Below are 18,186 nucleotides of genomic sequence, written 5' to 3'. Positions count from 1 at the left end.
GACCATCCTAGCGCGCCCGCTGATGCGGCCAGGCGATGCGCCGGTCCGCCCTCAGGACGCGGTGCTTTCGGTCAACAGCGAGGCCACCGTCAACGCCTGCAGGTCCAGCGACAGCACGCCTTCGCAGAACTGCGACAACAACTCATCGGGCAGGATGTCGAGCAGGTGCCGCACCACGCGCGAGGCGTAGCTGGCGCCCGACTGGGCGTGCAGGTGCTTCAGCGCCGGCAGCATGGCTTCGAGCAGCGAGGCTTCGTCGCTGCAGCGCTGCAGGCTGAGGGTGATGGCGCGCGAGGCCTCCTCGCGCTGCTTCTGGAACACATCGACCAGGTACATCTTGGTCGCGGCCAGCGAGCGCCGCGCACGCGGCGGGGTTCGGGCCGCGACCGGCGCCGCCTGGGCCGGCGCCTCGGCGGCAATTCGGGCGGCAGCCGGCCGGCCCGGCGCAGGCACCTTCAGCGTCGCGGGCGGCCGCGTCACCTCGGCCGGCACGGCGGTGTCTGGCCACTCCATCGTGCCCGTGTGCGAGAACTGGGCCAGCCGCGCCAACATGGGCGTGACACTCAGGACATACCCTTTTTGCTGCAGCGATGCGATGATGGGCCATGCCTGACTGCCGAGCATGGCCTGAAAATCTGCCACCGTGCGTTCGCCATCGCACATGATGAGCACCTGGCGTTCACGTGGCGTGCACGCGGTTCGTTCAGCCAAGGCGGCCCGGCCGGCTTCGGTCTTGGCGAGTTTGAATTGGGTTTCGTCAAGCGACATGAGTCTGGGCCTGTAGATAGGGCTCACCAAAACTAACACCTTTAAATTACATCTTGATGTAGACCGAGGCCTTCATGCTGATCGATTTCTTCTACGCCCTTCGTGCCGCCAAACTGCCGGTGTCCGTCAAGGAGCTGCTCACCCTGCTGGAAGCCCTGCAGAAGGACGTCGTGGGCCCGCGCTCCGAGCATTGCGCCATCGACGACTTCTATTACCTGTCGCGGGCCACGCTGATCAAGGACGAGCGCCACTACGACAAGTTCGACCAGGCGTTCGGCGCCTACTTCAAAGGCATCGAGCACATCACCGACTTCACCAAAGAGATCCCGGCCGAATGGCTCAAGGCCATCCTGCAGAAGGAGCTGAGCGCCGAAGAGCTGGCCAAGATCCAGAAGATGGGCTGGGACGAGCTCATGGAGACGCTGAAAAAGCGCCTCGAGGAGCAGAAAGAGCGCCATGAAGGCGGCAGCAAGTGGATCGGCACCGGCGGCACCAGCCCCTACGGCAATGGCGGCAACAACCCGCAGGGCGTGCGCATCGGCGGCAAGGGCGGCAAGCGCAGCGCCGTCAAGGTGTGGGAAAAGCGCACCTACAAGGACTACGACGACAGCCTGGAGCTGGGCATCCGCAACATCAAAATGGCGCTGCGCCGCCTGCGCCGCTTTGCGCGCGAGGGCGTCGAGGAAGAGCTGAACCTGGACGGCACCATCCGCGCGACCGCCGAGAACGCCGGCTACCTCGACATCCGCATGCAGCCCGAGCGCCACAACAACGTGAAGGTGCTGCTGCTGATGGACGTGGGCGGCACCATGGACGACCACATCAAGCGCGTCGAAGAGCTGTTCTCGGCCGTCAAGGGCGAGTTCAAGCACCTCGAGTTCTACTACTTCCACAACTGCGTCTACGACTACATGTGGAAGAACAACAAGCGCCGCTTTGCCGAGAAGATCTCGACCTGGGACGTGATCCGCAAGTACAAGAAGGATTACAAGCTGATTTTCGTCGGCGACGCCACCATGAGCCCCTACGAGATCATGCAAAAAGGCGGCAGCGTCGAATACAACAACGACGAACCCGGTGCCGAGTGGCTGCAGCGCCTGACCCACGCCTATCCCAAGTTCGCGTGGATCAACCCCGAGCCGCAAGGCGTGTGGCAGTACCGCCAGAGCATCGCCGTGATCCAGAAGCTCATGAGCAACCGCATGTTCCCCATGACGCTCAAGGGCCTGGAAGACGCCATGCGGCTGCTGTCGAAGTGATGCACCGTTGAGCCGGCTGCCTCGGGGCCGACCCCGGGCGTCGAGCCCTTGCCGGGGCGTGCCGTGCTCGAGCTGGCGGCACACAGGCCCGACGGCTGCGAGCCCTGCGTGCGTGACACCTGAAGCAACCCGGTGAGGCGCCGGACCATGCTCCCGGCTGATCGGCTGGGCGATTCCCCGCCGCCGCTGGCCACGTCAGGCGGCGAACATCCCCGCCACTCGACCATCTCATGGGGTATGCACATCAATCCGTTTCAAAGCAAACGGTGATTGACGCATACCCCATCATTCATTTGCCATGCCTTGAACAGACCTTGCCCCCCGCCACGGCAAGCGAAGATGAACGTCGACGCCCGGCGACCTTGAACCGGCATGACCGTGCCCCCCACATGCCTGGGGGATGAGCCGCGAATCCCGGAGCGCAAGCTGTGGCGGCTGCGGTGTGCCCGCGGGCGCGGTGCACTGCACCGGCGTCCAAGTCGGGGGTGACGCGTGCTCGCCAGGTCGCCCCGCCCCTGCCTGCCCTGGAATGCAATTCGATGCAGTCACCTGCGTGAAACGCACCAAAACAGGCGTACCCTATGCCCCGCGCCGCGTGGGGCTTTTCCAGCATCCCGCACGGCCAGCTCAGAGACCTTCGGGAGAACCACATGACTTTCTTCAAACGCCACCTGGTGTGGCTGCTGGTGGCGCTGCTGGGCGCCGCCGCCTTTGCCGTGGTGGCACTGTCGCGCGGCGAAGCCGTCAACGCCATGTGGGTGGTGGTGGCGGCGGTGTGCACCTACTTGATCGCCTACCGCTACTACAGCCTGTTCATCGCCAACACCGTGCTGCAGCTCGATGGCTCGCGCATGACGCCGGCCTACCGCCACAACGATGGCCTGGACTACGTGCCCACCGACAAACACGTGCTGTTCGGCCACCATTTCGCCGCCATCGCGGGCGCGGGTCCCCTGGTGGGTCCGGTGCTGGCCGCGCAGATGGGCTACCTGCCCGGCATGCTCTGGATCCTGGCGGGCGTGGTGTTCGCCGGCGCCGTGCAGGACTTCATCGTGCTGTTCATCTCCACGCGCCGCGACGGCCGCTCGCTGGGCGACCTGGTCAAGCAGGAAATGGGGCCCGTGCCCGGCATGGTGGCGCTCTTCGGCACCTTCATGATCATGATCATCATCCTGGCCGTGCTGGCGCTGATCGTGGTCAAGGCCCTGGCCGAATCGCCCTGGGGCACGTTCACGGTGGCGGCCACCATCCCGGTGGCCATCTTCATGGGGCTGTACCTGCGCTACATCCGCCCCGGCCGCATCGGTGAGATTTCCATCATCGGCTTCGTGCTGCTCATGCTGGCCATCTTCGGCGGCCAATGGGTCAGCCAGCATCCCGAATGGGCACAGACCTTCACGTTCGACGGCAAGGCCCTGACCTGGATGCTGGTGGGCTATGGCTTCGTCGCCGCCAGCTTGCCGGTGTGGCTGCTGCTGGCACCACGCGACTACCTGTCCACCTTCCTCAAGATCGGCACCATCATCGCGCTGGCGCTGGGCATCGTGGTCGTGATGCCCACGCTGGAGATGCCGGCGCTGACCCAGTTCGCACAAGGCAATGGCCCGGTGTGGTCGGGCAACCTGTTCCCCTTCCTGTTCATCACCATCGCCTGCGGCGCGGTGTCCGGCTTCCATGCGCTGATCTCGTCGGGCACCACGCCCAAGATGCTGGACAACGAACGCAACGCCCGCTACATCGGCTACGGCGGCATGCTGGCCGAATCCTTCGTGGCCATCATGGCGCTGGTGGCGGCCTCGTGCATCGACCCCGGCGTCTACTTCGCCATGAACAGCCCGGCCGCACTCGTGGGCACCACGCCCGAAGCCGTGGCGCAGACCATTTCCTCGTGGGGCTTCGTGGTCAGCCCCGATGTGCTGACGCAGACCGCCCAGGACGTGGGGGAAACCAGCATCCTGGGCCGCGCCGGGGGCGCGCCCACGCTGGCCGTGGGCATGGCCCACATCCTCCATCAGGTGATCGGCGGCCAGGCCATGATGGCTTTCTGGTACCACTTCGCCATCCTGTTCGAGGCGCTGTTCATCCTGACCGCCGTGGACGCCGGCACGCGCGCCGGCCGCTTCATGCTGCAGGACCTGCTGGGCAGCTTCGTGCCCGCACTCAAGCGCACCGATTCGCTGCCGGCCAACCTGTTCGCCACGGCGCTGTGCGTGGCGGCCTGGGGCTACTTCCTCTACCAGGGCGTGGTCGATCCGCTGGGCGGCATCAACACGCTGTGGCCGCTGTTCGGCATTTCGAACCAGATGCTGGCCGCCGTGGCGCTGCTGCTGGGCGTGGTGGTGCTGTTCCGCATGAAACGCGAGCGCTACGCCTGGGTGGCGGCGGCACCGGCCGCCTGGCTGCTGGTCTGCACGCTGACCGCGGGCTGGCAGAAGATCTTCTCGCCGGACACCAAGGTCGGCTTCCTGTCCAACGCCAACAAGTACGCCGAGGGCCTGGCCAACGGCGTGCTGATCGCGCCCGCCAAGACGCCGGAAGCCATGGCCCGCATCGCCTTCAACAACCGGCTGGACGCGGGCCTCACCGCCCTGTTCATGCTGGTGGTGCTGTGCGTGCTGGTCTACACCATCAAGTCCTGCCTGGCTGCGCGCCGCAACCAGCGGCCCACGGCCCGTGAAACGCCCTACCAACCCCTGGGCGACGTGAGCCCGGCAGGCGCCCATTGACGCCATGCTGAACGGCAAAACCTTGCCCGAAACCGGGCGCTACCTGGCGCGCTCGGTGCGCCAGTCCCTGCGGCTGATGGTGGGCCTGCCTGACTACGACACCTACCTCAGCCACATGGCCAAGACGCACCCCGAGCGCACGCCCATGACCTACGAGGCGTTCTTCCGCGAGCGCCTGGAGGCCCGTTACGGGCGCGGCGGCGGGCGCTGCTGCTGAGCACCTCCGCGGGGTCTGAAGCCCGCTCAGCCGGATTCAGACCCCGTTGCGCGTCGACGCACACCGCCATCGGCAGTATCATCCTGCCGTCGATCTTTCCAGATCGCAATCACCTCCATACTCCTTCTTTTTGGGTTGACGCAGTCCCCTGCAACGCGCTGCCGCTTGCCCCTGGCGTCACACCGCCTCACAGGCTCAAAGCGGGGGCAATCGGTGCTAATGTCTGCCCCTGTTGCCACGACAGCGCGCCCCCATGCTCCCCATCCTCCACGGGCCGGATCGCCCCGACCTGCTGCAGGCCAGCGTGCAGGCCGGCGACAAGGTGAGGCTGTGGCTGCCCCACGGCCTCGACCTGCTGACTCTGCAACTGGCCATCGCCAAAGTCGGCGCCGCGTGGCTGCCTTTCGACAGCGACGTGCCCACCGAGCGCATCGCCGACTGCCTGCTGCGGATGGGTGGGTGGCGGCGCTCGCCTGGGGTGACCTGAACCGATGGTGGGCCATCGATGATGGGTATCGCCTCACCCTCGTTTATTTTTCATCGACAGACTGACCATACCGCTCTTCAGAAGGCTGGCATGGCCCGGGCCATCAAGGTGTCGAACGGCGCGCCCGCGGGCAGGGTGCCAAAGGTCAGGCCATGGGCGCCATTCAGGCGCGATTCGCAGAAAGCCTGGGCAATCGCGTCCTGACCGCTGGTGAGCAGGATGGCCGCCTGCACGGCCAGCGCCATGCGCTCCACCACGTACCGGCTGCGCAACTCCAGCGCCTGCACGTCCTCCAGCGTGGCATTCAACGCCTCGATTTCGCGGTCCAGGGCAGCATGCAGGCCGCGGGCCTTCAGCAGCTCGGCGAAAAAGGCTTCGCGCGTTTCGGGCTCACGGCGCAGCGCGCGCAGCACGTCCAGGCACTGCACGTTGCCGCTGCCTTCCCAGATCGAGTTGAGTGGCGCCTGGCGGTACAGGCGCGGCAGGATGTTCTCCTCGACGTAGCCGATGCCGCCCAGGCATTCCTGGGCCTCGTTGACGAAAGCCGGCGCGCGCTTGCAGACGTAGTATTTGCCCACCGGGGTGACGATGCGCGCAAAGGCCGCCTCCATCGGATCGCGCTCGGATGCGTCCACCGCCCGGGCGGCGCGCATGGCCAGGGCCGTGGCCGCCTCGCTCTCCAGCGCCAGGTCGGCCAGCACGTTGCGCATCAGCGGCTGCTCGATAAGCGTCTTGCCGAACACGCTGCGCTGGCGCGTGTGGTGCAGTGCCTGCACCAGGGCCTGGCGCATGCCGCTGGCCGAACCCGCGATGCAGCCCAGGCGGGTGTACATGACCATGTCCAGGATGTAGGCGATGCCCCGCCCCTCCTCGCCCACGATGTGGGCGGTCGCGCCCTGGAACTCGACCTCGGACGAGGCATTGCTCCAGTCGCCCAGCTTGTCCTTGAGCCGCTGGATGCGCACCGCGTTGAGCGAGCCATCGGGCAACACGCGCGGCATCAGCAGCGTCGTCATGCCGCCCTCGGTCTGGGCCAGCACCAGGTGCGCATCGCACATGGGGGCCGAGAAGAAGAACTTGTGGCCCACGACCTCGTAGCTGCCATCGGACTGGCGAATCGCCCGCGTGGTGTTGGCGCGCACGTCCGACCCGCCTTGCTTCTCGGTCATGCCCATGCCCATGGTGCACCCCTGCTTTTGGTCGGCCGGCAACGTGCGGGGGTCGTAGGTCGACGACATCAGGCGCGGCGCCCAGGCCTGGAACAGCGCCGGGTCGTGCCGCAGCGCGGGGACGGCGGAGAAGGTCATGCTCAGCGGGCAGCCGGTGCCGGCATCGGCCTGCGCACTCAGGTAGCCCAGCGCGGTGCGCACCACGGCGGCGCCGGGCTGGCCCTGGTGCACCCAGCTGAAGTTGTGCACCTGGTTCGCCATCAGGCGCCGCATCAGCTCATGGTAGGCGGGGTGGAACTCCACCTCGTCGATGCGTCGGCCGTGGCGGTCGAAGGGGTGCAGGATGGGCTTGTGCCGGTTGGCCGCCTGGCCCAGCGCCATCATCTCGCCGCCCGCGAACTCGCCATGCCGCGTCAGGTGATCGTCGGCCCAGCCGCCGCCTTCGCGGGCCACGCACGCCTGCAGCACGGTGTCGCTGGTCCAGGCGTTGTAGTCCGGCAGCGGCTGCGGCTGATTCGTGACGGCATGGGTGAGGAACTGGGCTTTGACAGACATGTGACGGTCTCCTGGGCAAGGCGGGCGGGCGCGGTTGCAGCGCCTCAAACATTACACATAACGCACAAATTATTCTCTCAATGTAATGAAATCACAAGCCCTACCCACGCCAAAGCCTGCGCGGGAGGCCCCGTTAGCATTGGCACCATGCCCCGCCCATCGCCCCGCGCCCTGCCCGACACCGTGACCCGCAGTGATGCCCCGAGCGCGCGCGAGTTGCTGCTCAAGCTGCTCGTGTCGCGCAAAAACCAGCCCCTGGATGCGGCCACCGCGATCCGCGCCTGCGCCTTGTTCGACGTCGCGGACAACGCCGTGCGCGTGGCCCTGAATCGCCTGCTGGCCAGCGGCCTGGTCGAGACCGCTGGCCGTGGCGCCTACCGCCTGGGCCCGCAAGGCCGGGCGATGGGACGCGAGGTGGCGGCGTGGCGCGACCTGGAGCAGCAGCTGGTGCCGTGGGATGGTGGCTGGGTGGCGGTGCTGGCCCTGGCGTCGCCCGACCGCAAGGTGCAGCGCGCCAACCAGCGCGCGCTCGCCCTGCTGGGGCTGCGCGAGCTGACGGCCGGCCTGTGCGTGCGGCCCGACAACCTCGACGGCGGCGTCATGCGCCTGCGCAAACGCCTGCGGGACCTGGGCCTGGACCGCGGCGCGCCCGTGTTCCAGGTGCGCGAGCTGGACACGCCGCTGGACAAGGCGGCCCGCGGCCTGTGGCCGCTGCAGGCGCTGGCCGCGGCCTACGACCAGACGCAGGCCCACCTGCAGGCCTCGCTGACCCGGCTGCCCCAGCTGCCGCTCGAGGCCGCGGCACGCGAGGCCTGGCTGACGGGCGATGCCGCCATCCGTCAGCTCGTCTTCGACCCGCTGCTGCCCGAGCCGCTGGTGCCGGCGCCGGCCCGCGCCGCCTTTCTGGACACGGTCAAGGCCTACGACGACGCGGGCAAGCGCATCTGGCGCCGCTTTCTGGCCTGACCCCGGCCTGGGCAGCACCGGCGGCTGCTCGCGCTTGCCGCCGCAGCCCCCCGTCACGCCTGCGCGCCTGCGCCCGCAACAGGCCTGGCACCTGTCAGGCCGTCAGGTCTTCCAAGTCTCAATCGGCTGCGCCCGCGTCACGGACGCACAGGCCGCTGAAAGCAAAACGGGCCCTGAGGAGGACCCGAGATGGCCGGTGGCCGTGCGATGAGGGCTCAGGCAACGCGTGGCGCTCAAGCTGCTGCGCGCCGAGCGGCACCCCTGCAACCGCGAGTCCCTCGTCCAGCACAACCATCCTTGAATACATCCAGTATCCAGTCACTGCCGTTCAATTTAAAACGCCAATGCCCCGATACTAATGGCCCTTTTTCAGAAAAAGGCCAGGGCGCCGATCACACCGAGCGGCGGCGGCGCAGGGCCAGGCCCAGCGCGGCCAGCGCGCCGGCCATCAGCAGCTGGCCCCAGTGCGTCAGCGTGGGCACGGGCTTGAGGGCGCGAACGCTCACGTCCACCTTGCCCGTGCTGCCGCCACCGGTGCCCGTGACCGGCCATTCGCCGGTTTCCTTCGGCGTACCGGTGACCGGGCAGGTCACGGTCGCGCCTTCCGGGATGGTGGCCGGCGAGGTCCAGGCCGCGCCCGCGGGGCTGATGGTGCAAGCGCCCTGCGTCATCCACGGCGCCAGGCTGGCGTCACAGGTGGTGGCCGGCGCATCGGCCGTGCCGCGGTTGGTGCAGGTGAACTGGCCCTCGTAGGGCTGGCCGACCGTGCCGTTGGGCAGGCCGGACATGTCGACCACCACATCGGGCACGCCGGACACGGTGATGTCCTGCGTGGCGGTGTTGTTGCCGGGCACGGTGTCGCCGGTGGCGCTGGTGCTGCCCTGCACGGTGACGGTGCCCTTCTGGTTGTCCGGCGTGCCGCTCACGGCGCAGGTCACGGTTTCGCCGACCGGAATCGGATCACCGGCCACCCAGGCCACGTTGCCGGGGCTGATGGCGCAGGCGCCCGGCGTCACGCCCTGGGGCAGGTTGTCCACCTTGCAGGTGGTGGCGGCCAGCGCATCGGCCGTGCCCTGGTTCGTGCAGCTGAAGCTGCCCGTGTAGGGCTGGCCCACGGTGGCCGCGGGGGGCAGGCCCGTCAGGTCCACGCGCACATCGGGCGCCACCACGGTCACGGTCACGGTCGAGGTGGCACACGTGGTTTGGTTGGGCGCCGCCAGGCACACCTCGTAGCTGAAGGTGTCGGTGCCGGTGAAACCGGGGGGCGGCGTGTAGCGCCATTCCCCGGGGTTGGCGCCCGCGGTGACGGTGCCGCCCTGGTCGCTGCGGGGCGGCACCGTGACGGTGCTGCCCGGCGGCACGTAGGGGTCGTTGCCGACCAGGTTCAGCGTGACCGGCTGGTCAACGCGGGTGGTGCCGGTGTCGTCCTCGGTCACGGGCGGGTCGACGATGGCCTTGGTGATGCCCGTGTCGATCCAGCTCGGCGGCAGGGTGCCGGTCAGCGCCGGGCTGCGCACGGCGACGTTGTCCAGCTCAAAGCCGGTGCCCCAGAACCGGAGCTTGCGGATCGTGACGCTGCCCGTGCCGGTGCTGTCGTTCAGCACGAAGTTCAGGTAGGCAAACGGCTGGCCCCCGCCGCCGCTCGTGAACGGGTTGTTGTTGTACTGCCCGCGGTTGTAGGTCGCACCATCCAGCGTCCTGAACGTGGCCGCGCTGCCCAGGAAGTTCATGAGGTCGCTGGTGTTCATGGAGACCAGCACGTTGTCGTGCTCATCGAGCAGCTCGACGTGGTTGCCATCGGACCCAGCCGACCACCAGAAGCCGACGTAGCGCGCGCCCTCGTCCAGGGTGATGGTGACGCCAGCGGGCGTGCCCGTGTTGCCGGCATTCAGGAAGGGCGAGCCCCCGGCGTACAGCCGGGTTCCGGTGCCGGCGCCGCCCCACTGGCTGGGGCCCGACACGTTGGTGTTGCCGCCGGCGGCCACCGCGTAGCGGCCCACGGCCCAGGTGCCTGAGGTTTTGGTGCCAAGGGCTTCGCCGTTGAACGTCTCGATGACGTAGCTTTCACCGTAGCTGGCCGGCCAGGGCAAAGCGCCATCGGGCACGGCCGCATTGAGTGCCGCGTTGAACGCCGGCTGCGACAGGTACAACTTCAACTCGCTGGCCTGCCCACCCAGCGCCGCCAGCAACACCGCGCCGGCTCCTACCGACTTCACGAATCCCTTGACTTTCACGCAAACTTTCCCATCGAGGCACTTGGGCCCCTAGCTGACAAAGTTGCGGATTCTCTTCACAAAGCAGTCACACAAAAGGAATCACGCTTACACCCGTGTAAACCCGAACTTCAAACCGTTAAAAAGTACCGAAACGCAGCACCATGTCGGTGCCATGGACGTGCGCGGCTGCGGGCACAGCCGCTTGGCCGGCTTGATTGCCAAGGCGGTTGCTCAGGCGCTGAACCGACCCGCCGCGGTGCGATGAGGCCGGATCCGCGATGGGCCGCCGAGGATGGGGATGGGCCGCTCAACACGCGCGTCCACGCGTGCGGCCCGATCAAGGGGGCGTCGACACGAGCGGCGCCGGTGCCAGGTGCCAGGTGCCAGGTGCCAGGTGCCAGGTCTGAAACAGCGCCCGCACCAGGACAGTCAACAAGGAGTATCCAGCGCTACCGATGAAAAAATCATCGGCAGGCATGAATACGCCTCAAATTTCCGCCTCAAGCGCGCAGCACGTCCAGCCCGCCCAGGTAGGGCCGCAGGGCCGGCGGCACGTTGATGCTGCCGTCGGCGTTCTGGTGGTTTTCGAGCACGGCGACCAGTGTGCGGCCCACGGCCAGGCCCGAGCCGTTGAGCGTGTGCACCAACTCGTTCTTGCCCTGCGCGTTCTTGAAGCGGGTCTGCATGCGGCGCGCCTGAAAGGCTTCGCAATTGCTGACCGAGCTGATCTCGCGGTACGCGCCCTGGGCCGGCACCCACACCTCCAGGTCGTAGGTCTTGGCCGAGCCAAAGCCCATGTCGCCTGTGCACAGCAGCAGCACGCGGTACGGCAGGCCCAGCTTCTGCAACACCGCCTCGGCATGGCCCACCATGGCCTCGAGCGCCGCGTTGCTCTGCTCGGGGTGGGTGATCTGCACCATCTCGACCTTGTCGAACTGGTGCTGGCGGATCAGCCCGCGCGTGTCGCGCCCGGCCGACCCCGCTTCCGAGCGAAAGCACGGCGAGTGAGCGGTCAGCTTGATGGGCAGGTCCGATTCGGCCAGCACTTGGTCACGCACCGAATTGGTCAGCGTGATCTCAGCGGTGGATATGAGGTAGAAGTGCCCATCCTCCCCCTCTTGCCCGCCCTTCTTGGCCGCGAACATGTCTTCCTCGAACTTGGGCAGCTGGCCGGTGCCGCGCAGCGATTCGGCGTTGACGATGTAGGGCGTGTAGCACTCGGTGTAGCCGTGCTCGGTGGTCTGCAGGTCGAGCATGAACTGCGCCAGCGCGCGGTGCAGGCGTGCCACCGGCCCCTTCATGAACGAAAAGCGCGTGCCGGCCAGCTTGGCGCCGGTCTCGAAGTCCAGCCCCAGTGGCGCGCCCAGGTCCACGTGGTCCTTCACGGGAAAGTCGAACGGGCGCGGCTCCAGGCCGTGCGGGGCCCAGCGGCGCACCTCGACGTTGCCCGTTTCGTCCGCGCCCACCGGCACGCCGTCCTGCGGCAGGTTGGGCACGCCCAGCAGCAGGGCTTCGAGCTGTTGCTGCAGGCCGTCGAGGCGGGTCGCCGAGCGCTCCAGCTCGTCCTTGATCGAGGCCACTTCGGCCATCAGGTCATCGGCCGATTCACCCTTGGCCTTGCGCTGGCCGATCTGCTTGGAGGCGGTGTTGCGCTGGCTTTGCAGCGCCTCGGTGCGCGTCTGGATGGACTTGCGTTCGGCTTCGAGCGCACGGAAGGCGTCCACGTCCAGGTAGGGTTGCGGGTCTTTGCGCGTGGCGAGTTTGGCGACCACGGCATCCAGGTCTTTGCGGAGCAGTTGGGTGTCGAGCATGGGCAAGATTGTAGGGGCCGCCCCACGCCAGCGACGGCGTAGCACAGCCCCCGGCGACGGCGTAGCACAGCCCCCGGCGACGGCCCAGTGCGGCCCCGGCGACGGCCTTGGGCTGCCCTTGGGAACGGGTTTGAAGGCCCCGGCTCAGGCGGCCGCAGCGTGCACCGCGCCCACACGGGCGGGCCGACGCGGCATGGCCCCGCCGTCTTCCTGGCTTGAATGACCTACCCCACACCCTGAAGCAGTATCAGCCAGATCCCGATGATCAAACATCGACCATAGACCGATACTGCATGTCACTTCACCTGCCCACTTTGGGCGGCGGGTCGACGGTCAGGAAGTGCCGCACCACGGGCCGCTCGCCCGGCCGCAGGTGGCGCAACACCTCGGCCTGCAGGTCGGCATCGGCCTTGGACACGCGGTGGTGCTGGCGCAGGTGCTCGGCCCACGACTCGACCTGGAACCACTCGAGGATGAGGCTGGCGTCGGCGGCATCTTCGGTCACCCCCCAAGCGTAGGCCCCATCGCGGCGCCGCTCGTGCGACAGCCGGGTGAGCGCACGCAGGAAGTCGGCGCGGTCTGCCGCCGCGACGCGGTACTCGATCAGGATCATGACCGGACCCCGATCGTGTTCCACAGGGGCTGCGGTCAAGGGCTCGGGCCAGTGGTTGGACGGCGAGAGCTCGGCCTCGCCGCGCGGCAGCTTGACCCGGTGGGCCACCAGGCCCACCAGGACCAGGCAGACCGCCCCCGCCAGCAAGGTGATGGGCACGCCCACCCCCTGCGCCACCGCGCCCCAGCCCAGGCTGCCGGCCGTCATGGCGCCGTTGAACACCGTGAGGTAGACGGCCAGCGAGCGACCGCGCACCCAGTTGGGCAAGATGGCCTGGGCCACGCCGTTCATCGTCGTCAGCGCCGTGATCCAGGCTGCGCCCAGCACCAGCAGGGCCACGACCGCCGCCCACTGCGGCGGCGCGCTGGCCAGGAAGGCCATCACCCCCGCGGTGAGCAAGGCCGCGCCCAGCAGCAGGCCGTCGGCGCTCACGCGGTCCCGCAGCTTGGGCATGACGATGGCGCCGGCAATCGCGCCCGCCCCAACGGCCCCCAGCAGCAAGCCGTAAAAGCCCGCGCCGCCGCCCAGCAGCTGGCGCGCCACCAGCGGCAGCAGCGCCCAGACCGAGCTGGCCATGGCAAAGAACAGGAAGGCGCGCAACAGCACCACGTGCAGCTCGCGGCTGGCGCGTGCGTACCGCAAGCCGGCCCGGAAGGCCCCGCCGAAGCGCTCGCCCAGCTCGTCTTGCCCCGCATCGGGCCGGCGCCACCACAGCAGCGCGGCGATGACGAAGGCGTAGCTGATGACGTCCACGCCATAGGTGACGGCCGCCCCCAGGTGCGCCAGCACCACGCCGCCCAGCGCGGGCCCGATGGCGCGGGCGATGTTGATGCCCAGCGAGTTCAGCGCCACGGCGCTCTTGAGGTCGCGCTTGGTCACCAGCTCGGGCACGATGGCTTGCCAGGTCGGCCCCATGAGCGCGGCGCCAATGCCGCCCAGAAAGGTCAGCGCCACCAGCGAGGTGACCGACTGCAGCCCGGCGGCCGACAGCAACATGAGGCTGGCGCTGGTGCCGGCCAGCAGCAGCTGCACGCCGATGAGGAATTTGCGCCGGTCCAGGATGTCGGCCAGCACGCCGGCCGGAATCGCCAGCAGGAACACCGGCAGCGTGGCCGCCGCCTGCACCAGGGCCACGGCGGCCGGCGACGGCGAGAGGTCGGTCATCAGCCAGGCGCTGGCCACGTCGCGCACAAAGCTGCCCGTGTTGCCGACGATGGTGGCCACCCAGAGCACGAGGAACAGCGTCTGGCGCAAAGGCGTGAAGCCATTGCCCCCACGCTCCCCGGCTTCGCCTGGTCCGCTGCCCCTACGCCGGGCGCCCCCCAAGGGGGCTGGCCTTGCTTGGGACGGCCCGGCGCTGCGGCCATTGCCCCCGCGCTCCCCTGGTCCGCTGCCCAAGGGGGACGGCTCGGCGGCATGGCCCGCTGCGGGGTCGCCCTCGGTGGGCGTGGCGCCAGGCGCCGTGTGGTGTGGATGGGTCATGCGGCACCCCGTTCATTCAGGTCGAGCCAGGCGACGAGCAGGAAACCGCCGATCAGGCCCAGGTGTTCAAAAAACGAGTTGGCGGCCATGAAGCGGGCCTGGCCCGCGGGCAAGGTCCAGAACTGCAGCGCCAGGGCCGTGGCCAGCGCGGTGAAGCCGGCCAGTGCCAAGGCGCCCAGCCAACGGCCGCGGCCGGTGAGCACCATGGCCGACGCGCACAGCTCCAGCGCGATGACCAGCGCAGCGAACACGGGCGCCGGCGCCAGGCCGAAGTGCGCCATCTCGGCCACCGCGCCCGGGAAATCGGTCAGCTTGACCAGGCCACCCTGCAGGTAGGCCGCGCACAGACCCAGGTAGGCCAGCCCGCGCACCGCACGGCTGCCGAACACCTGTTGCGCTGCGGCGGTGACCCGTGGGCGTGAGGTCGTCAAAGGCAAGGACATGGGATTCCAGTCGTCAAAAATGGAGAAGGAGTATGGGTTGTCTGCCGCTTCGAATACATCGGCGAGGCCTGCATACTGCTCAGTGCATGAAAAAAATCAGGGCAACGGCGCTCGCTGGGGAACCCGGGCCAACCTCTGGACGCGGGTCACCCGCAGCCGGCAAGGCCGCGCCGCCCGTGCGGCGCCTGGCCACCCGCCGCACCAGCGAAGCCGCCGGTGCCGCCGTTCATTCCCCAGACCATCGTCATGGCTTCGATCAGGGGGTATGCATCGTTGGTCGTTTTTCATCCATCGACCCTGTCTGCATACCCCAATCACCCGAAGACGAGGCTGAGTGAGACCGGCGGGCGCTCAGACCGCCCAGCAGGAGCAGCCCAGGGCGCCGAAAAAGCCTTTCAGGTCGGACGCCGGGGCCGCCGAGCCCCAGGCGCTCGCATGGTCATGGCCGTGCAGACCGCAGGCGCTGGCGCAGCCGCAGGACGAGACAGCCTGGTAGCGCGCCGGGTGCAGCGAATGCCGGCCCGCACCCTCGGGGTCACCCCAGGCGGCGTAGCCTTTGAAGCTGCGGACCGGCGACCAGTCCGGCATGGCGGGCGGCAAGGGGTTGTCGTCATGCGGGGCGAACTCGCCTTCGCCGTAGACGACGCGGCCGCCCACCACCGTCAGCAGCGAGGTCAGGAAGGAGATCTCGTCCTCGGGCACGCTGAAATAGTCTTTGCTGGGCACGATGAAGTCGGCCAGTTGCCCCACCGCGATGCGGCCGCGCCGGCCCTCCTCGTTGCTGAACCAGGCGACGTTCTCCGTCCACATGCGCAGCGCCGTCTCGCGGTCGAGCAGGTTGCGCTGCGGGTAGAGCTGCGTGCCGCCCAGGGTCTTGCCGGTGATCATCCACGCCAGCGACACCCAGGGGTTGTACGAGGCGACGCGCGTGGCATCGGTGCCTGCCGACACCTTGACGCCCTTGTCCAGGATGCGCTTGATGGGGGGCGTGGCCTCGGCGGCCTTGGCGCCATAGCGCTCCAGAAAGTACTCCCCCTGGTAGGCCATGCGGTGCTGCACGGCAATGCCGCCGCCCAGTGCGGCGATGCGGTCGATGGAGCGGTCCGAAATGGTTTCGGCGTGGTCGAAGAACCAGTGGATGCCGGTCAGCGGGGTGTCGCGGTGGACCTTCTCGAACACGTCGAGCGCGCGCGAAATGGTTTCGTCGTAGGTGGCGTGCAGGCGCCAGGGCCACTGGTTCTGCACCAGCACGCGCACGACCTCCTCGAGTTCGCCCTCCATCTGGGGCGGCATGTCGGGGCGTTCGACGCGGAAGTCCTCAAAGTCGGCCGCAGAGTACACCAGCATTTCGCCGGCGCCGTTGTGGCGGAAGTAGTCGTCGCCCTGCTTGTACTTGACCGACGAGGTCCATTTGAGGAAGTCCTCCTTCTCCTGCTGCGGCTTTTGCGTGAACAGGTTGTAGGCCAAGCGCACGGTGATCTGGTTGGCCTCGGCCAGCTTCTGGATCACCTCGTAGTCCTCGGGGTAGTTCTGGTTGCCGCCGCCGGCGTCGATGACGCCGGTCACGCCCAGGCGGTTGAGCTCGCGCATGAAGTGGCGCGTGGAGCTGATCTGGTAGTCCAGCGGCAGCTTGGGCCCCTTGGCCAGCGTGGCATACAGGATGGTGGCGTTGGGCTTGGCCAGCAGCAGGCCGGTGGGGTTGCCGGCTGCGTCGCGCACGATCTCGCCGCCGGGCGGGGCCTGGGTGTCGCGGGTGTAGCCCACCGCCCGCAGGGCCGCGCCATTGAGCAAGGCGCGGTCGTACAGGTGCAGCAGGAAGACCGGCGTGTCGGGCGCGATGGCGTTGATCTCGGCCAGGGTCGGCAGGCGCTTTTCCACGAACTGGTGTTCGGTGAAGCCGCCGACCACGCGCACCCACTGCGGCGCGGGCGTGATGGCGACCTGGCGCTTGAGCATGTCCAGCGCATCGGCCAGCGAGCGCACACCGTCCCAGCGCAGCTCCATGTTGTAGTTGAGGCCGCCGCGCACCACGTGGGTGTGGTTGTCGAACAGGCCGGGCAGCACGCTGCGGCGCTGCAGGTCGATCCGGCGCGTGCCGCTGCCGGCCAGGGCCAGCACCTCGGTGTCGGAGCCGACGGCGATGAACCGGCCGTCCTTGACGGCCACGGCCGTGGCCGTGGGCTGGGCCCGGTTCAGCGTGGTGAATCGGCCGTTGTGGAAGACGGCGTCGGGCGTGTGGTCGGTCATGGAGGCTCCTTGGCGTGAGGGGATGCTGCAGCCCAGCAGGCCACCCACGGCGAGGGTGGCGGCGGAGCCCAGGACTTTTCTGCGCGTGCTCATGGGGCAGTTTCCTTGAAGATGGGGGCTGGTGTCAGCCCTGGCGCTGGTCCGCGCCGGGGTTCTGGCGGCCGGGCAGCTGCCCCAGCACATGCTCGGTGGCTCGGGTCTGCTCGCAGGCGGCGCCGAAGGCCGTGCCGCGCAGCAATTGCTTGCCCACGGGAATGGCCTGCTCGCCCACCAGGATGCCCAGCAGCCCCACCAGGGCCACCAGCGGCGGCGCGGGGGAGCGCACCTGCAGCAGGCTGTAGACCACGCCGACCAGCAGGCCGGCACCCAGGGACAGTGCGTAGAGCTTCATGGTGTCACTCCTGTGGCGGGGGCTGGCGGCGCGGGAGGTCAGGCCTGGGCGGGGTTGGGGCCGACGGTCTCGCCGTGCTGCACGCGCTCGGGCGCCTTGTGCACCATGGTGTAGGCGTAGTCCACGCCCATGCCGTAGGCGCCGGAGTGCTCGCGCACGATGTCCATCACCGCGTCGTAGGTGCCGCGGCGCGCCCAGTCGCGCTGCCACTCCAGCAGCACCTGCTGCCAGGTCACGGGCACCACGCCGGCCTGCACCATGCGGTCCATGGCGTAGTTGTGGGCGTCCAGCGACGTGCCGCCCGAGGCGTCGGCCACCATGTAGATCTCGTAGTCGGTGTCGTGCAGGCACGAGAGCGCGAAGGTGGTGTTGCAGACTTCGGTCCACAGGCCCGAGACCACGATCTTCTTGCGGCCCTGGGCGGCGTTGGCGGCCAGCGCATCGCGCACGTTCTGGTCGTCCCAGGAATTCATGGAGCTGCGCTCCAGCAGCCTGTGCTCGGGGAACACGGCCAGCAGTTCGGGATAGGTGTGGCCGGAGAAGCTGCCCGTCTCCACCGTGGTGATGGTGGCGGGAATGTCGAAGGCCTTGGCCGCCTTGGCCAGGCCGACGACATTGTTCTTGAGCACCTGGCGGTCGATGGACTGCACGCCGAAGGCCATCTGCGGCTGCTGGTCGATGAAGATGATCTGGCTGTTCTGGGGGGTCAGGACTTCGAGGTAGGACGCTTGAGGCATGGGAGGCTCCTAAAAAAACAGACAAAGGGTTCATGGACTGGGCCAGTCGGCCCGGAAGGCATGGGTGGCCCCGGTGGCAGGCCTTGCCCGCCACCGGTG

Annotated in this window: 14 protein-coding genes; 5 read left to right on the top strand and 9 right to left on the bottom strand. The window is 68.3% G+C overall.

Annotation, left to right across the window (positions count from 1 at the left end; all coding sequences use genetic code 11):
• Positions 1-51: 51 nt before the first annotated feature.
• Complete coding sequence (locus tag CCO03_RS06935; RefSeq protein WP_157667545.1) at positions 52-795, bottom strand: hypothetical protein; 744 nt, start codon at positions 793-795, stop codon at positions 52-54.
• Between the two features lie 47 nt (positions 796-842).
• Here CCO03_RS06935 and CCO03_RS06930 point away from each other — a divergent pair, with 47 nt between their 5' ends.
• The 4 genes from CCO03_RS06930 to CCO03_RS06915 all read left to right on the top strand — a co-directional run bounded on the left by CCO03_RS06930 (position 843) and on the right by CCO03_RS06915 (position 5,457).
• Positions 843-2,027, top strand: a complete 1,185-nt coding sequence (locus CCO03_RS06930) for a vWA domain-containing protein (protein WP_087279032.1) — start codon at positions 843-845, stop codon at positions 2,025-2,027.
• 650 nt (positions 2,028-2,677) lie between these two features.
• Positions 2,678-4,753: a carbon starvation CstA family protein gene (locus CCO03_RS06925; protein ID WP_087279029.1), complete on the top strand. Its 2,076-nt coding sequence runs from the start codon at positions 2,678-2,680 to the stop codon at positions 4,751-4,753.
• Between the two features lie 4 nt (positions 4,754-4,757).
• Positions 4,758-4,970 (top strand): YbdD/YjiX family protein, encoded by a 213-nt coding sequence (locus CCO03_RS06920; RefSeq protein ID WP_087279026.1) that lies wholly within the window; start codon positions 4,758-4,760, stop codon positions 4,968-4,970.
• A 253-nt stretch (positions 4,971-5,223) separates the two neighbouring features.
• Positions 5,224-5,457 carry an AMP-binding protein gene (locus CCO03_RS06915; RefSeq protein ID WP_087279023.1) on the top strand — a complete coding sequence of 78 codons (234 nt, stop codon included), beginning with the start codon at positions 5,224-5,226 and terminating at the stop codon, positions 5,455-5,457.
• Positions 5,458-5,534: 77 nt separating this feature from the next.
• Here CCO03_RS06915 and CCO03_RS06910 read toward each other — a convergent pair whose 3' ends face one another.
• Positions 5,535-7,181: an isovaleryl-CoA dehydrogenase gene (locus tag CCO03_RS06910; protein WP_087279020.1), complete on the bottom strand. Its 1,647-nt coding sequence runs from the start codon at positions 7,179-7,181 to the stop codon at positions 5,535-5,537.
• Between the two features lie 147 nt (positions 7,182-7,328).
• Here CCO03_RS06910 and CCO03_RS06905 point away from each other — a divergent pair, with 147 nt between their 5' ends.
• Positions 7,329-8,147, top strand: a complete 819-nt coding sequence (locus CCO03_RS06905) for a PaaX family transcriptional regulator C-terminal domain-containing protein (protein WP_087279017.1) — start codon at positions 7,329-7,331, stop codon at positions 8,145-8,147.
• Between the two features lie 392 nt (positions 8,148-8,539).
• On the opposite strand, the gene CCO03_RS06900 is transcribed toward CCO03_RS06905, so the two are convergent.
• From CCO03_RS06900 to CCO03_RS06870, 7 genes are all read right to left on the bottom strand, one after another.
• The gene (locus CCO03_RS06900; protein WP_157667544.1) at positions 8,540-10,381 is read right to left on the bottom strand and encodes an IPTL-CTERM sorting domain-containing protein; all 1,842 of its coding nucleotides are present in this window, start codon (positions 10,379-10,381) and stop codon (positions 8,540-8,542) included.
• A 482-nt stretch (positions 10,382-10,863) separates the two neighbouring features.
• A complete protein-coding gene (gene serS / locus CCO03_RS06895; protein WP_087279011.1) occupies positions 10,864-12,174 on the bottom strand; it encodes a serine--tRNA ligase in 1,311 nt (436 codons plus the stop codon).
• A 301-nt stretch (positions 12,175-12,475) separates the two neighbouring features.
• Entirely contained in the window at positions 12,476-14,269 is a 1,794-nt protein-coding gene (locus CCO03_RS06890; protein WP_087279008.1) for an MFS transporter, read from the bottom strand.
• A complete protein-coding gene (locus tag CCO03_RS06885; RefSeq protein WP_087279005.1) occupies positions 14,266-14,712 on the bottom strand; it encodes a DoxX family protein in 447 nt (148 codons plus the stop codon). The genes CCO03_RS06890 and CCO03_RS06885 overlap by 4 nt, the downstream gene beginning before the upstream one ends.
• 351 nt (positions 14,713-15,063) lie before the next feature.
• Entirely contained in the window at positions 15,064-16,959 is a 1,896-nt protein-coding gene (locus CCO03_RS06880; RefSeq protein WP_205690399.1) for an amidohydrolase, read from the bottom strand.
• Between the two features lie 124 nt (positions 16,960-17,083).
• Positions 17,084-17,350, bottom strand: coding sequence for a XapX domain-containing protein (locus CCO03_RS06875; protein WP_087278999.1), 267 nt, complete (start codon positions 17,348-17,350; stop codon positions 17,084-17,086).
• 38 nt (positions 17,351-17,388) lie between these two features.
• A complete protein-coding gene (locus CCO03_RS06870) occupies positions 17,389-18,087 on the bottom strand; it encodes a hydrolase (protein ID WP_087278996.1) in 699 nt (232 codons plus the stop codon).
• Positions 18,088-18,186 lie beyond the last annotated feature (99 nt).

Source organism: Comamonas serinivorans, from assembly GCF_002158865.1.
Taxonomy (GTDB): Bacteria; Pseudomonadota; Gammaproteobacteria; order Burkholderiales; family Burkholderiaceae_C; genus Comamonas_E; species Comamonas_E serinivorans.
The sequence above is the reverse complement of the archived record's forward strand: the minus strand, read 5'-3'. Positions and strand labels throughout refer to the sequence as shown.

Excerpts from the sequence above, each read along its gene's own strand:
- serS (WP_087279011.1), bottom strand. The coding sequence starts at position 12,174 with ATGCTCGACACCCAACTGCTCCGCAAAGACCTGGATGCCGTGGTCGCC.
- CCO03_RS06915 (WP_087279023.1), top strand. The coding sequence starts at position 5,224 with ATGCTCCCCATCCTCCACGGGCCGGATCGCCCCGACCTGCTGCAGGCC.
- CCO03_RS06930 (WP_087279032.1), top strand. The coding sequence starts at position 843 with ATGCTGATCGATTTCTTCTACGCCCTTCGTGCCGCCAAACTGCCGGTG.
- CCO03_RS06925 (WP_087279029.1), top strand. The coding sequence starts at position 2,678 with ATGACTTTCTTCAAACGCCACCTGGTGTGGCTGCTGGTGGCGCTGCTG.
- CCO03_RS06870 (WP_087278996.1), bottom strand. The coding sequence starts at position 18,087 with ATGCCTCAAGCGTCCTACCTCGAAGTCCTGACCCCCCAGAACAGCCAG.
- CCO03_RS06905 (WP_087279017.1), top strand. The coding sequence starts at position 7,329 with ATGCCCCGCCCATCGCCCCGCGCCCTGCCCGACACCGTGACCCGCAGT.
- CCO03_RS06875 (WP_087278999.1), bottom strand. The coding sequence starts at position 17,350 with ATGAAGCTCTACGCACTGTCCCTGGGTGCCGGCCTGCTGGTCGGCGTG.
- CCO03_RS06880 (WP_205690399.1), bottom strand. The coding sequence starts at position 16,959 with ATGACCGACCACACGCCCGACGCCGTCTTCCACAACGGCCGATTCACC.
- CCO03_RS06920 (WP_087279026.1), top strand. The coding sequence starts at position 4,758 with ATGCTGAACGGCAAAACCTTGCCCGAAACCGGGCGCTACCTGGCGCGC.
- CCO03_RS06885 (WP_087279005.1), bottom strand. The coding sequence starts at position 14,712 with ATGTCCTTGCCTTTGACGACCTCACGCCCACGGGTCACCGCCGCAGCG.
- CCO03_RS06910 (WP_087279020.1), bottom strand. The coding sequence starts at position 7,181 with ATGTCTGTCAAAGCCCAGTTCCTCACCCATGCCGTCACGAATCAGCCG.
- CCO03_RS06890 (WP_087279008.1), bottom strand. The coding sequence starts at position 14,269 with ATGACCCATCCACACCACACGGCGCCTGGCGCCACGCCCACCGAGGGC.